At 62.1% G+C, this 13,232-nt stretch carries 14 protein-coding genes; 5 read left to right on the forward strand and 9 right to left on the reverse strand.

The features are described from left to right. Positions 1 to 93 precede the first annotated feature (93 nt). On the forward strand, positions 94 to 1,641 hold the full coding sequence (locus AC1RME_RS10715) for a collagen-like triple helix repeat-containing protein (RefSeq protein WP_493091178.1): 1,548 nt from the start codon (positions 94 to 96) through the stop codon (positions 1,639 to 1,641). A 134-nt stretch (positions 1,642 to 1,775) separates the two neighbouring features. After that, complete coding sequence (locus AC1RME_RS10720) at positions 1,776 to 3,446, forward strand: ShlB/FhaC/HecB family hemolysin secretion/activation protein (RefSeq protein ID WP_493091180.1); 1,671 nt, start codon at positions 1,776 to 1,778, stop codon at positions 3,444 to 3,446. Between the two features lie 40 nt (positions 3,447 to 3,486). Here the strand turns inward: AC1RME_RS10720 and AC1RME_RS10725 are convergent, their stop codons facing one another. The 8 genes from AC1RME_RS10725 to cpaB are packed head-to-tail and all read right to left on the reverse strand — an operon-like array spanning position 3,487 to position 10,965. Further along, positions 3,487 to 3,756, reverse strand: coding sequence for a DUF3613 domain-containing protein (locus AC1RME_RS10725; protein WP_192559683.1), 270 nt, complete (start codon positions 3,754 to 3,756; stop codon positions 3,487 to 3,489). 16 nt (positions 3,757 to 3,772) lie between these two features. Then, positions 3,773 to 4,495: a tetratricopeptide repeat protein gene (locus AC1RME_RS10730; RefSeq protein WP_096819721.1), complete on the reverse strand. Its 723-nt coding sequence runs from the start codon at positions 4,493 to 4,495 to the stop codon at positions 3,773 to 3,775. 22 nt (positions 4,496 to 4,517) lie between these two features. Next, on the reverse strand, positions 4,518 to 5,402 hold the full coding sequence (locus AC1RME_RS10735) for a type II secretion system F family protein (RefSeq protein ID WP_096819720.1): 885 nt from the start codon (positions 5,400 to 5,402) through the stop codon (positions 4,518 to 4,520). 1 nt (position 5,403) lies between these two features. After that, positions 5,404 to 6,288, reverse strand: a complete 885-nt coding sequence (locus AC1RME_RS10740) for a type II secretion system F family protein (RefSeq protein ID WP_096819719.1) — start codon at positions 6,286 to 6,288, stop codon at positions 5,404 to 5,406. Between the two features lie 18 nt (positions 6,289 to 6,306). After that, on the reverse strand, positions 6,307 to 7,575 hold the full coding sequence (locus AC1RME_RS10745; protein ID WP_096819718.1) for a TadA family conjugal transfer-associated ATPase: 1,269 nt from the start codon (positions 7,573 to 7,575) through the stop codon (positions 6,307 to 6,309). Continuing rightward, positions 7,572 to 8,783 (reverse strand): CpaE/TadZ family protein, encoded by a 1,212-nt coding sequence (locus AC1RME_RS10750; RefSeq protein ID WP_102620069.1) that lies wholly within the window; start codon positions 8,781 to 8,783, stop codon positions 7,572 to 7,574. The genes AC1RME_RS10745 and AC1RME_RS10750 overlap by 4 nt, the downstream gene beginning before the upstream one ends. Then, positions 8,780 to 10,003, reverse strand: a complete 1,224-nt coding sequence (locus AC1RME_RS10755; protein WP_493071216.1) for a type II and III secretion system protein family protein — start codon at positions 10,001 to 10,003, stop codon at positions 8,780 to 8,782. The genes AC1RME_RS10750 and AC1RME_RS10755 overlap by 4 nt, the downstream gene beginning before the upstream one ends. Before the next feature lie 20 nt (positions 10,004 to 10,023). After that, positions 10,024 to 10,965, reverse strand: coding sequence for a Flp pilus assembly protein CpaB (gene cpaB / locus AC1RME_RS10760; RefSeq protein WP_493071218.1), 942 nt, complete (start codon positions 10,963 to 10,965; stop codon positions 10,024 to 10,026). Positions 10,966 to 11,297: 332 nt separating this feature from the next. Here cpaB and AC1RME_RS10765 point away from each other — a divergent pair, with 332 nt between their 5' ends. The 3 genes from AC1RME_RS10765 to AC1RME_RS10775 all read left to right on the forward strand — a co-directional run bounded on the left by AC1RME_RS10765 (position 11,298) and on the right by AC1RME_RS10775 (position 12,314). After that, entirely contained in the window at positions 11,298 to 11,516 is a 219-nt protein-coding gene (locus AC1RME_RS10765; protein ID WP_096819714.1) for a Flp family type IVb pilin, read from the forward strand. A 114-nt stretch (positions 11,517 to 11,630) separates the two neighbouring features. Further along, the gene (locus tag AC1RME_RS10770) at positions 11,631 to 11,843 is read left to right on the forward strand and encodes a Flp family type IVb pilin (RefSeq protein WP_493071220.1); all 213 of its coding nucleotides are present in this window, start codon (positions 11,631 to 11,633) and stop codon (positions 11,841 to 11,843) included. A 63-nt stretch (positions 11,844 to 11,906) separates the two neighbouring features. Continuing rightward, a complete protein-coding gene (locus AC1RME_RS10775) occupies positions 11,907 to 12,314 on the forward strand; it encodes a response regulator (RefSeq protein WP_102620071.1) in 408 nt (135 codons plus the stop codon). A 22-nt stretch (positions 12,315 to 12,336) separates the two neighbouring features. Here AC1RME_RS10775 and AC1RME_RS10780 read toward each other — a convergent pair whose 3' ends face one another. Continuing rightward, the gene (locus AC1RME_RS10780) at positions 12,337 to 13,113 is read right to left on the reverse strand and encodes a response regulator transcription factor (RefSeq protein WP_102620221.1); all 777 of its coding nucleotides are present in this window, start codon (positions 13,111 to 13,113) and stop codon (positions 12,337 to 12,339) included. Positions 13,114 to 13,232 lie beyond the last annotated feature (119 nt).

Consider the following 13,232-nt stretch of genomic DNA (forward strand, 5'->3'; position numbering starts at 1 on the left):
ATATGAGCACAACGGACGAAGGCATTGCCGGCAACAGAACCGGCTAGCCGTCGAAGACAACGAACGTTGAGACAGGTGCAAGGAATATCCCTCATGAAAACTCAAGTTTGGTGCAAATCAGCAACAGCGCTGGCATTGATCCTCTCACTCGGCCTGGCCGGTTGCAGCAGTGGCGGTGGCGGTCACCACAGCAGTTCCGGCAGCTCTTCGCCAGACAGTTCCACCGCAGGCACTGGCGGGACATCCGGCAGCGGCGGTACAACCGGGACTGGCGGCACAACCGGAACCGACGGCACCACAGTATCCGGTGGGACTGGTGGCTCGGATCCGAGCAATCCGACAAACCCGACCAACCCGACCAATCCAACCGACCCGACCAACCCCACTAACCCGACTACGCCTCAGCCGCTGGTCACCTCAACCCTGGTGCAGGATGTCGGCGGCACCGTTGCCGGCGTCGGCAATGGCGTCGGTCAGGTCGGCGACTCACTCAGTGGCGTACCCGTGGTGGGTGGCGTGGTGCAAAGCGCGGCCAGAACCGCCGGCAATGTGGTATCCACACTGGGCGACGGCATCGGCAACGGGATTGGCAAACTGGCAACCACCGATAACGGCCTGGGCGTCACCGCGTCGGCCGTCGGTGGCGTGGTGCAGGATGTCGGCAACGGCGTGTCTGACCTGAGCGGCAAACTGGCGACCGCCACCGGCAGCGTGCCTGTGGTCGGCGGCGTGGTCACCAAAGTGGCGCCGCTGCTCAACGGGGTGGGTGAAAAAGTCACCATGCTCGGTGACACCCTCAGCACCGCCACTACCACTGGCCCACTCGGCTCGGTGACCCAAGAGGTCGGCAGTAAACTGGTGCCGGTGATTGCCATGGTCGAAAGCACCACGGACAAACTCGGCGGCACCACCGGCCTGGGTGATCCACTGAACGGCTTGCTGCAGAAAGTCGGCAGCACGGTTGACGGTGTGGGCGACAAAGTCACCGGTGCAGGCAACGGCAATGCCCTGACCAACACCGTCGGCGGCGCCCTGAGCAATGTCGGTTCGGCGGTCGGCAAGACCGGCGGGCTGGCGGATAACGGCACCGGTTCCGGAACAGGCGTCGGCGGTGGCCTTGGCAACAATGGTCTGCTGCAAACCGTTGGTGGCGCGGTCGTGAATGTCGGCGCCGGGCTCGGTGCCGGCAACGGCTCACTCGGTTCACCGGGCAATGTCCTGGCATCGGCCGGCAATACTGTGGCCTCGCTCAATACAGCAATCGGTGGTTCGGGTTCACCGATCACCACGCCCACCACACCTCTGGCAACACTGGGCAACAACATAGGCACCGGCCTTGCACCGGTCACCGCCGCCGTCACCAACCTGACTCAGAATGTCGGCGGTGCTACCGGTCTCGGCGCCCCGATTGCCGGCCTCACCGGTCAGGCAGGTGGTGCGGTCAGTAACCTTGGCGGTGCCATCGCCGGTACCAACAGCAACCCGGTCGTGACCGCTGTCGGCAACACCGTCGCCACCGTGGGCAACACCGTCACCGCCGTCGGCGGGCTGGTCAACGGCGGCACCGCCGCTGGCACCGGTGGCGGTCTGGGCGGAGTTCTCGGTGGCCTGACTGGCACCTTGGGCGGCAACAAACGCTGAATTGCACCTGGCCGATTCGACGGCCTAACCTACAGCGCCTACGCTTGGTTGAGGGCGGAAGATTCCCACGAGTCTTCCGCTTTTTTCTTAGGAAAAAACCCGCCAAGTGCTGCGGTTTGAACATGGAGTGTCCTATGCGCGTTATGGCATCCCTGCTGTTCCTCAGTCTCAGTTCCGCTGCCCTCGCCGACACCCTTCCCAGCTTTCTCAACAGCAACGAAACCATCCGCAACCTGCCGGTGCCGAATCTGCCCGCCGACGCCTACCGTCCGAGCGCCGCCCCGCTGCAAGTTCCGGAACCCGGTGCCGCGGCTGCCGAGCCGTTGATGATGGGCACGAAGATCAACCTGAAAACCGTGCAGATCGAAGGCGGCACGATTTACCCGCTCAACGAACTGGCAGAGATCTACAAACCCCTGATCGGCCACGAAACCAGCCTCGCCGATCTGATTGAAGCGACACGCAACATCACCCGTCGCTACCAGAACGACGGCTACCTGCTGTCCTACGCCTTCCTGCCGCAGCAGACTTTCGACGACGGTGCCGCGCGAGTGGTGCTGGTGGAAGGTTATGTTCGGGATGTTCAGGTCCAGGGCGATATCGGCCGGGTCAAGGGACTGATCGACAGACTGACGGCGAAGATCCAGGCTGAACGCCCGCTGACCCGCAAGACCTTCGAACGCTACACCACGCTGATGACCCGCATCCCCGGCGTCACGATCCAGGCTCAGGTGCCGCCACCCGGCACCACCGACGGCGCAACGACCCTGATCGCCCAGGCCAGCCGAAAACCGTTCACCAGCACCCTGAGTACCACCGAAGACAACCGCAACGGCACCCAGGCCTTGCTCGGCGTCAGCAGCAACTCACAGACCTCGATGGGCGAACAGCTGAGCCTCAGCGGCCTGTTTCCGCCGGGCGATGACCACGAGCATTACTATCGCCTGGACTACAGCCAGTTCCTCGATGACGAAGGCACGCAACTGAGCCTGTCCGCCTCACGTTACCGCGCCGACCCCGGCACCAACGTGCTTCTGAACAACGGTCTGGAACTCAAGCCGCACCGCGAAAACGACCGTTACTCCATCGGTTTCAGCATGCCGCTGATTGCCGCCTCCAATGAATTGCTGACGGCCGGCTCGCGCCTGTACGCGGTCAACGACAAGACCCGCTACAACGTCATCGGCTATCCACTCAGCGCCGAAGAACGCACCGACATCCGCGCCCTCGCCTTCGAAAGCGACTGGCGCAAGGCCGATGCCCGGCAACTGCGGATTCTCAGTGGCGGGGTTTATCAAGGCTTCGACAGCATGGGCGCGCACACCAACAACAGCGCCATCGACCTGCATTTCTTCCGTCTGCGACTGTCGGGGGTACAGAGCGACAAGTTCTTCGACAACTGGCAAGGCGTGCTATCAGGGGCGTTGTACTGGAGCGACGACACCCTGCCCGACAGCGAGCGCGCGGTGTTCGGCGGGCAGAATTTCGGTCGTGGCTACCCCGACGACCAGGCGTCCGGCGACAAGGGCTGGGGGGTGGCTTACGAGATCAACTACAGCTTCAACCGCGACGGCAACTGGGTGCGCATCCTGCAACCCTACGTGGTGCTCGATCGCTCGCGCAGCTGGTTCAACCAGTTGCCGGTACAGGCCAACAGTCTGTCTTCGGCCGCGGTGGGCCTGAGGTTCGGCGATGCCAAGTACTACAACATTGCGCTGGAGGCGGCCAAACCGATGTCGGATGAAGCGCTGGATACGTTCAATCGCCGGCCGCGTTACAGCATCAGTTTCAGCTATCAGTTGTAAGTCGCTGTCGCAGGCCACTCCGGTGGCCTGCGAAGCACGACTACTGCTTCTCGATCTTCCCGCCCGCATCCGGGTCATAGAAATCGGGAATTTCATATTTGTATTTCTTCAGCCAGCGCTGCATCGCCAGTTCTCGCTCGGTGGCCGTGGCCGCTTGCGGGTCAGGGGACGCGGCCTTGTTGCGGCTTTGCAGCAACAGCCAGCCTTCGGTTTCCTGCTGCTGGGCCGATGCCGGGCCGGCGTCGATGGCGAAGGCAGCGAGCGGCAGGCTCAGCAGGCTCAGGCAGCACAGGGTCTTGAACGTGTTCATGGCGCCTCCTGGAGGTTCACTTGATCGTCGCCGGTTGCGGGTCAGCCACCACCGCAACCTGATTGCTCGCGGCGGGTTTGGCCGGCACCGGAGCCTTGAGTTTTTCCGCGCGCTCCTGGGCATCGGTGAACTGTTCCGGGGTCAGGTGCGCGCGGCTGACGACTTCGGCGGCTTGTTGCCAGTTGTTCTGGTAGATCAACAGGGTGACCAGATTCAGCGTCGCCAGTTGATTGTTCTGCTTCAACTCGATCGCCGTCAGAAACTCGAACCGGGCGTCCTGGAGTCGCAGCTGATTGAGGTACACCACGCCCAGATCGTTGCGGATGTTTTCGTTGGTGGGCGCCAGTCGCACCGCCCGTTGCAAGTGGGCCTGCGCCTGACCGTTGTCGCCACGGGCGGCATACAGCTGGCCCAGGCCATGTTCGGCGTCGGCGCTCAGACAAGTACCGAGCAGGCCGCGATACAACGGCTCGGCTTCACTGCGCCCCAGCAGACGATAGACCCTGGCCTTGCGCAGCCGCACCTCGACGAGGTTGTCGGGCAGGCTTTGCAGGTTGGCCAGGCTGGCGTGCAGCTTGCCGTCGTTGGCCAGGTCATCGACCAGGTTCAGCGACAGCTCCTGCTCGGAACTCAGCTTGCTGCAACTGGCCGGCGCCAGCATCGTCGTCCACGGCGCCTGACCGTCCGTTGCGCAACCGCCGAGCAGCAACAGACTTGCCACAACCATCAGTGCTTTCATCAAATGCTCTCCATCGCCAGTGTCAGGACGCAAACGCCCGAGTGATTGCGGTAAAACCGGGGCCCGCCAATACAATCAGCAAGGCCGGAAACAGGAACAGCATCATGACCACCGACATCTTCGCCGACATCTTCGAGATGTATTCCTGCAAGCGCGTCAGGCGGCGGTCATCGAGCAGTTGCTTGAGCGCCAGCAGCGATTTCATTGCCCCGCCGCCCTGCTGAATCAGCTGTTGCAGGATCACGCTGGTGTCGGTGAACTCATCCACTGCCAGCATCGCCGCCGCCTTGTTCAGTTCCTGGCCGAGTTCCAGACCCGAGTCGACACGCGCCAGAATCAGGCGCAGTTCGCTGGTCAGTTCCGGCAGCAGCTTTTGCCCCTCGATGCTGAGCACGCGCAAGGCCTGCTCGACGGCCATGCCGGACTCGAACAGGATCCGCAGCAGAGGAATGAACGTCGACACTTCCACCGAAATGATTTTCTGCCGACGGCCAGCGGCATACGCCAGCAGGCGTTTGGGCAGCAGATAGCCGGCGCCGGTAGCGATCATCGGTACCAGCCAGCCGTTGGGGGCCTGGGGGAAAAACACTTCCTGCAAGAACAGCCCAAGGCCCAGCGTCAGTAACGGCGTGCCGATCTGGCAGGCGGCAAACAGCGAGCGTTCACTGGCCCGGCGCCAGCCAAGGCGGCTGAGCAGGGTCTGGGTTTCGCTGTCCATGCTCACCGAGCGCTGGCCGAAGCGGCTGTTGCCCAGCGCTCGCAACCAGGTGCGCAAGCGGCTTTCACGCACCAGATGGCCCTGTAGGCGCTGGTTGACCTGACGCACCCGACGGCGCTCGGTCAACAGGTGGCTGCCGACCAGCAGCAGGGCGCCGAGCAACAGCATGAGACTGGCCAGCATCACCATGTCAGACACTCCTCAACATGCGCCACAGCGCCAGGCAACCGAGCACCTGCAGCACTACCGCGATAATCAGCATCGTCTGGCCCCCGGAGTCGTTCCACATGCCGAGCATGTAGCCGGGATTGGTCAGCATGAAATAGCTCACCAGGATCAAGGGCAGCGATCCGAGCACCCAAGCGGTCATGCGGGTTTCGCCGGTCAGGGCGCGCAGTTGGCGGGCACCCTGGTCGCGCTCGCGAATCAGTTTGATCAGGTTCTCCAGCAATTCGCTGGCGTTGCCGCCGTAGCGATGATTGACCTTCAGGCCCAGGGCGAACATGCGCAGTTCATCCTGCTCGTAGAGTTCGGCGAAATCGCTCACCGCGTCCGGCAGGTTGACCCCCAGCTGCACGTTGCGCTGCACCCGGCCCATCGCCGACTTCAACGGATCGTCACTGGTTTCGATGCCGCCCATCACCGCGTCGCTCAGGGTCCGGCCGGACTTGAGGCTGCGCACGGTGTGGTCCAGCAACTGCGGCAGTTGTTCGATCATGCGATTGAGCCGGCGCCGGTACAGCCAGGCGATGTACAACCGCAGAATCAGGGGCGGCGCTAGCATCAGGATCAACAGGCCGATCCATTCGGCCATCAGGTAACCCAGCATCATGGCCAGGACCCACAACGCCAGCCATAACCCGAAGTGCTCGCTCGGACGGCCGAGACCCGCCCGCAGAAACATCCGCTCCAGCCCCGCCCAGGAGGATTTTTCGACCGCCGCCTGCGGTTGCCCGGCGGCCAGTCGCGTCAGCACCCGTTCATTGGCGGTCTTGCGCACACCATGCAGGAACAGGCGAATCGACAGCCCCAGCATCAGCAGGCAAATGACGATCAGGATCACCGGTCCGATCATGACGAAGGCTCCATGCGCTCAGCCCAGACTCGACTCGTGCCGTAACTTGTCGCCGGCCGGGTTGACCGCTTCACGCAGGAAGCCGAAACCGGTGCGTCGATCAAGACGGAACAGCGTGTTGGTGACATAAACGTCTTCACGCACACCGACCACCTCCACCACTTCGCTGACGCAGCGGCGGCCATCGGGCATGCGGGTCAACTGGATGATCACGTCGAGCGCCGCGCAGATCATCTGGCGCAGGGTGCGTTCGGCCACGGTGCGCCCGGTCAGACCGACCAGAGTTTCCAGACGCAGCAACGCATCCTGGGCATTGTTGGCGTGCACCGTGCTCATCGAGCCGTCGTGGCCGGTGTTCATTGCGGTGAGCACGTCGAGCACTTCGACACCACGGATCTCGCCGAGAATGATCCGGTCCGGGCGCATCCGCAGGGCGTTGCGGATCAGATCGCTGGCCTTGACCTCGCCATGACCCTCGGCGTTCGGCGGCCGGGTTTCCAGACGCACCACGTGCGGGTGGCCGAGCTGCAATTCGGCGACGTCTTCGATGGTCACCAGCCGTTCGTGGGGGTTGATCAATTGGCTGAGGATGTTCAGCAACGTGGTCTTGCCGGTGCCGGTGCCGCCGCTGATCAGGATGTTGCAGCGCTTGCCCACGGCGTCCTGGAAGCAATCGAAAATCGCCAGATCGATGGTCTGCATGGCGATCAGGTCGCTGCTCTTGAGCATGTCCTTGCGGAATTTACGAATCGACAGGCACGGGCCATCGAGGGCAATGGGAGGAATGATCGCGTTGACCCGGCTGCCGTCGGGCAGGCGTGCATCGACCATCGGCGAAGACTCGTCCAGCCGTCGCCCGAGCGGCGCCAGAATGCGCTGCATGACCCGTTCGACGTGATGCGCATCGATAAAGCGCAGATCACTCTGATGCAGTACCCCGTCGCGCTCGACGAATACCCGGTGCGGGCCGTTGACCAGGATTTCGGTCACGGCGGGATCACGCAGCAACACTTCCAGCGGACCGAATCCGGTCAGCTCGTCGACGATTTCTTCCGCCAGCCGCTCCATCTCGTAACGTGAAATCGCCAGGTGCAAACGGGCAATGTATTCGGCGACCTTGTCGGTGACGAATTGCGCGAGCAACTGCCGCGAACCTTCCAGCAGGTTTTTCCCGGACTCCTCGATGGCATCGATGATGTAGCGATGCAGGACCAGTTTCAGGCCTTCGTGATCACCGTTGCCCGACTGGCCTCGCGCGGGGGCGCCGAAGAGTTTTTCCGGACTCATGAGGTGCCTCGCAACCGGTCGAACCAGGTGGACTTGGGTTTGGTCAGGCCTTCTGAACGATTGACCATGTTTTCGGAGCGTTTGGCCAGGCGTTCGCCAAGCGCCCGCAGGCTCTGGGTGAGTTTTTCCCGGGGGGCCAGTTCAAACAGGCTGACGCCCTGGTTCTTGGCGTTCATGCGCAGCTCCGGACTCAAGGCCAGCACCGCGATCACTTCCAGATTGAAGGTCTTGCCGAGGGTGTCCGCATCCGGCGCGACGTTGCTCAGATAGCGGTCGACCAACAGCCGTCCGTGATCGAGCTTCATGCCTTTTTCCCGCCACAGATTGAACACCGCCAGGTTGCGCCGGCAATCGAGCACATTCTGGTCGGTGTACCACAGCAGCTTGTCGCAGTGGCTGACAAAGGTACGCAAGGCTTCGCTGTCGGGCTGGCCGGTGAGGTTCACGACGATGTGCTGGAAGTGCTGGCGCAAGGCGCTGAGCAGCATGTACAGCTCGGCGGCGCTGGTGCTTTCCAGTGGCTCGTCATTGTCGGCGTACGCCAGAATCCGCAGCCCCGCTTCAGCGCTGGTGAAGGCACTGTCGATCAGCGTGGCGTCGAGCCTTCGCAGGTGGCGCAAGGCATCACCGAAGTGGAACGAGCTCTCCAGTCCCAGCAGTGCAAGGCTGTCGCCACGGGGCAGGCCGAGATCCAGCAACAGCGTCTGCTGTCCGCTTTTTTGCACCACCAGCGCCATATGGTTGGCCAGTAACGCGCCGTCGGAACTGCTCTGCACGCCGTACAAAACGGTCAGGCCACCCAACTGGGCATTGTTGGCCACCGGTGGCAGGCGCTTGCTCAAGCGTCGTACCAACCCGGCCACTTCGCTGGAGCGCGAACCATAGGCGACAAAGTCTCGCGCTCCGGCGCGCATGGCGTTGAGCACCAGCTGGTTGTCCATGCCGTCGCCGAGGGCAACGATTGCCAGCATCGGCTTGGCCTCCAGCGCGCCTTCGATCAGCGCGCTTTGGGCCACCACGTGTTCGCGATCGAGACCGACAAACACCAGGCTGGCGAAGGTGACATCCACCAGTGCGAGCAATTCATCGAGGCTGCCGGCACCGGCGCTGACCACTTGGCCCAAGGGCGCGAGGGCGCTTTGCAGCCACTCCAGATCGGTGCTGTTGCGGGTGATGGCGAGAAAGGTCTGACTCAGGTTCTGGCTCATTGGGACAACCCGCTGCGCTTGTCGAAGTTGCCGTTTTCCAGGAAGAACATGCGGTAGAAATTCGGGTCGTAGTTGCGCAGTTTTTCGCCCGGCAACGACGGCAGTTGCGCGTCTGCCGACAACGGCCGCACCAGATGCGGGGTGACGATCATCAGCAGTTCACGCTCTTCGCGCTTGATCTGCGAGCTTTTGAAAAACGCCCCCAGCACCGGGATATCGCCCAGCCCCGGAAACTTGTCGACCTGGGAGCTGTTGGTGGTGCTGATCAAGCCGCTGATGACAAAACTCTCGCCGTCCGCCAGGGAAATGCTGGTGTCGGTGCGGCGGATGGTCAGGGCCGGCACCGTGGTGCCGGCGATCTGCACGGAGTTGCTGAAGTCCAGTTCGCTGACTTCCGGCGCGACTTTCAGGGCGATGCGGTCGTGGCTGATGATCGTGGGCGTCAGCGTCAGGCGGATGCCGAATTCCTTGTATTCGATGGACACGCTGTCGCTACCGGAACTGGGCACCGGAATCGGAATCTGCCCCCCCGCGAGAAAGCTCGCGCTCTGCCCGTTCAGCGCTACCAGGCTTGGTCGCGCCAGGGTGTAGGCGAAACCGCTGCCCTCAAGGGCGTTGATGATCGCCATGGTATTGCCGCCGATCCACGAGAAGTTGAACAGCGAGTTGTCCACCGGCAATCGCGGCTGCGGCACGCCATCGATGGGCGGCAATGTCCCGGGGGAGCCGAACAGGAAATTGCCGCGAGTGCCGATCAGCTTGGCCGAGGCCTGTTTGAGTTTGGTGCGGCTGACTTCGACAAAACGAATGTCGGTCTGCACTTGCGAGGGCAACAGCGCATCATCCGAAGGCAATGCACCGGTGCCGGTCAAGGCCGAGGTGGCGGCGCCCTTGACGAACACCATGCTCTGACGCGGTTCGCCGGAGCAGCCCGTCCAGACCATCAGGCTGGTGGCGCCCGGCGCCATGCCGGTGAGCAGGAACGAGGAACTGCCGTTGGCATGCACGTCGGCGATTTTCGGATCGCCGATGGCCAGGCGCGTGATCGCCACCGGTGATTGCATGTCCTGTTGCCAGCCTTCGTTGATTTCGATCACGGGCGGCAGGCGCCCGAGGGCCGAGCAGTTACTGCTGGCCGCATGAGCCGCGTTAATCGACAGTCCCATCAGCAGCAAGGCCCGGAGCACGGGATTGAAGGTCGGCCAGGAACGACTCTGCATGCACTTGGATCCTTGCTCAGTCATGGATTTTGTTGGTTGATCTGATTGCCGCGAATCACTTCCACCGCAGGCCGTATCGCCCCCGCGTGGTCGCCGCTCGGCGGCGCTTTCGGCGCAGTCCCCAGCGCCAGCTGAGTGAACTGGAAGAGTTGGCTGTTGGCGGCAACCAGTTTGTCCGGTGCCTGGCTTTCGCCGGCCCAATACTTGGCCAGGCGCTGTTCTTCGCTGCTGCGCACCGCCAGGCGCAATGTCCCGACCTGAGTGGCGAGCATCATTCGACTCAGCAGTTGTTCGGGCACCGCCAGCACCACGGTGCGCGCGGCAATCCGGCGCTGATCCTGTTTGATCTTGTCGTCGGCACTCAACGCGGGGGCGGACGGTTGACCGTCATTGGTCAGGCCGTATTGCTCGCCGACACCGAGCACGCGCATGGCCGGCACCACAATCTGCGCCGACTGCTGCGGGTTGCTGGCGTCCTGGCGCAGGAACAGCAGCACATCGACGTAATCCCCGGGAACCAGTTGCCCGGCCGCGCCGATGACTTCATCGACCGACACCGCCAGCGCGCGCTCATCGCGGTGGATCATGCGCGCCAGTGTCCCACCGGCCTCGAAGCTTTCATCGTTGAGCCAGGTCCCGGCACTCAGGTGGCGCCACGGCGTGCGGCCCACGGCCTGCTCGATGGTGCCGAGACTGCCGGCAGGCGCACTGCGCAGTTTTTCAACAGCCAGGTCGGCGGCGGTGAGGGGGGTGAACGGCGGGACGTCATGCACCAGGACCACCACTGGCTGGCGGGTCTGGTCTTCGGCGGCAGCGACGGTTTTTTCGACGGTGACCACCGCCGGCACGGGTGCCTCGGCAACCGGAGCAGGTTGCCGGCTGAGCACCAGGCCCCAATACCCGACAACAATGGCCCCCAGTAAAAGCACGGCGGCAAGGCCCATGGTGACACGACTGTTCATGACGGCTCTCCCTATCCTGCTGCACTACCAGCCCGCACTTCCAACCAAGGGAACATCGCAATCAGGCAGCTATGAACATCCAACTATTTCGCTATTTCCACGCTAGCTGAAACAAGCCAAAACGCCATTACTGGCGGGCAAATAACCTACGAAAGTATGGGTGTTGGCCAATTAGCAGTCGAAATACCGGAAATGACGAAGCGACTAATCCTTTGTGATTAGTTCGTTCTTACAGTTGTTGGGAGGGAGTTTGTTGACAATGCTCAAATGGCACGGTGGAACCTTGCCGCTGTCGCGTGACATCAGCGCCAAAGGCGCGAAGGAGTAGACGTATGTTTCGTATGAGTCTCGACTATCTGGCGGCCAGGGTGCGGCTGTTCCTCAAGAGCGATGAAGGAGCATCGGCTATCGAGTACGCGATTGTGGTAGCCATGGTGGCGGTGGTGGTCGTGGTGTTCGTCTCCCCGATGGGCACCAAGGTCTACAACATCTTCAGCACGATAATGACCTCGCTGAATGGTACGGTTCCGACCAAACCCACCATCCCCTGACCGAGTCCTTCTCTCCATCCATGCCTGCCGGCTGCCGAGAAAAAAGCGCGCAGGCATTGCCCGCCCATTGTCTTTCCGGTGCCCGGCAGCCCCTGGCATGTAAGGAGAACTCCCATGCTCTTTGAATACTTGATGATGCGTGCCCGGTTGCTTCTGACGAGTACCGAAGCCGCGTCGGCTATCGAATACGCGATTGTGGTGGCAATGGTCGCGGTGGTGGTCGTGGTGTTCGTGACGCCGGTTGGTGGCAAGGTGTTCGCGATCTTCAACAACATCCTCGTGGCCCTGGGCGGTTCGTCACAGAATGCGCCGACGCAGCTGCCCTGACTCGATGGTTGGTAAATCTCACACTACACTCGGACCCACCTTCAGTTTCTCAGGGATTGCCCCATGACTGCTTCCTCACTGCCCCGCCAACAGTTGCTTCTGGTTGACGACGAAGAGGACGCATTGCTGGAGCTGGCGGAGTTGCTGGAGGGCGAGGGCTTCGTCTGTCATACCGCGACCTCGGTGAAGCTCGCCCTGCATCACCTGACCCGCCATCCCGATATCGCCCTGGTGATCACCGATCTGCGCATGCCGGAGGAAAGCGGCATGTCGTTGATCAAGCGCTTGCGCGAACACACCTCGCGCCAGCATCTGCCGGTGATCGTGACATCGGGACATGCAGACATGGAGGACGTGAGCGACATGCTGCGGTTGCAGGTGCTGGACCTGTTCCGCAAGCCGATCTATCACGTGCGTTTGCTGGAAACCCTCGACAACCTGTTTCCAAAACCGAAGGTGAATGCCGGGTAGAGCGATTACCCGGCAGTCTGTCTCAGTGTGCGGTCACTCGCTGACGCAAACCGGAGTTACCCGGCGACAACGCCAACGCCAACTGCGTGCGGTTATGCATGTGGGTCAGGCGCAACACCTGCGAAACGTAAAGCTTCACGGTGTTCTCGGTAATGCCCAACTCGCACGCGATCTGATAATTGGTCTGCCCCTTGCCCACCAGGCGTGCCACGTCCAGTTGCCGTGGCGACAGCTGATTGAAGATCGCCGGGATCTCCAGTGCATCGGCCTCGCTCGGCACCTCGTTACTGACGGGCGCAGGGCCGCGACGAACCTTGTCCAGATCCTGATAAAGATCATCGATGGACGACGACAGGTCCTGAAGCTTCTGATTCAGATGCCCCAGTTGCAGGGTTTTCTGCCGTTCCTGCAGCACCACCTCCTGACGCTGCAGACCCTCCAGCAACTCGTCCAGATTGACCGGTTTCTGGTAGTAGTCGGCAATCCCGGCGCGCAACGCCTTGATCACGTCCTGCTTGTCGGCGCGGCCGGTGAGCATGATCGCTTCGAACGCCCGGTGTTTGCCGGCCAGCCGTTGCAGTTCCTGCACCAGCTGAATGCCGTCCATGTCCGGCATGTGCAGGTCGCACAGCACCAGACCGATCGCGGTGTCGTCAGTAAAACGCTCGATCGCCTCTTTGCTGGACTCGCACGGAACACAGCGGTAGCCGCTGCTCTCGAGAAATTCACAGAGTTCTTCGACGATCAGAGGCTGATCATCGACAACGAGGACTTTTACCGCAGATGTAAGCTTGTTCACGTGCCACTCCATGCCCGGGCCAAAACTGACCATTCCTGTACTGTCAGCCGTTGGCCGTATAACCAGTACCTTTGAAAGTAGACGCACTTTCCGACTATGTACATAAGACTAGTGGCGTT

The sequence above is a fragment of the Pseudomonas sp. GW822-FHT03F08 genome (assembly GCF_058801265.1).

What these genes read in the sequence shown, in the direction of transcription:
- AC1RME_RS10740 (WP_096819719.1), bottom strand. Translation starts at nt 6,288, where the DNA reads ATGATCGGACCGGTGATCCTGATCGTCATTTGCCTGCTGATGCTGGGG.
- AC1RME_RS10735 (WP_096819720.1), bottom strand. Translation starts at nt 5,402, where the DNA reads ATGGTGATGCTGGCCAGTCTCATGCTGTTGCTCGGCGCCCTGCTGCTG.
- AC1RME_RS10715 (WP_493091178.1), top strand. Translation starts at nt 94, where the DNA reads ATGAAAACTCAAGTTTGGTGCAAATCAGCAACAGCGCTGGCATTGATC.
- AC1RME_RS10745 (WP_096819718.1), bottom strand. Translation starts at nt 7,575, where the DNA reads ATGAGTCCGGAAAAACTCTTCGGCGCCCCCGCGCGAGGCCAGTCGGGC.
- AC1RME_RS10720 (WP_493091180.1), top strand. Translation starts at nt 1,776, where the DNA reads ATGCGCGTTATGGCATCCCTGCTGTTCCTCAGTCTCAGTTCCGCTGCC.
- AC1RME_RS10750 (WP_102620069.1), bottom strand. Translation starts at nt 8,783, where the DNA reads ATGAGCCAGAACCTGAGTCAGACCTTTCTCGCCATCACCCGCAACAGC.
- AC1RME_RS10765 (WP_096819714.1), top strand. Translation starts at nt 11,298, where the DNA reads ATGTTTCGTATGAGTCTCGACTATCTGGCGGCCAGGGTGCGGCTGTTC.
- AC1RME_RS10755 (WP_493071216.1), bottom strand. Translation starts at nt 10,003, where the DNA reads ATGCAGAGTCGTTCCTGGCCGACCTTCAATCCCGTGCTCCGGGCCTTG.
- AC1RME_RS10725 (WP_192559683.1), bottom strand. Translation starts at nt 3,756, where the DNA reads ATGAACACGTTCAAGACCCTGTGCTGCCTGAGCCTGCTGAGCCTGCCG.
- cpaB (WP_493071218.1), bottom strand. Translation starts at nt 10,965, where the DNA reads ATGAACAGTCGTGTCACCATGGGCCTTGCCGCCGTGCTTTTACTGGGG.
- AC1RME_RS10730 (WP_096819721.1), bottom strand. Translation starts at nt 4,495, where the DNA reads ATGAAAGCACTGATGGTTGTGGCAAGTCTGTTGCTGCTCGGCGGTTGC.
- AC1RME_RS10775 (WP_102620071.1), top strand. Translation starts at nt 11,907, where the DNA reads ATGACTGCTTCCTCACTGCCCCGCCAACAGTTGCTTCTGGTTGACGAC.
- AC1RME_RS10770 (WP_493071220.1), top strand. Translation starts at nt 11,631, where the DNA reads ATGCTCTTTGAATACTTGATGATGCGTGCCCGGTTGCTTCTGACGAGT.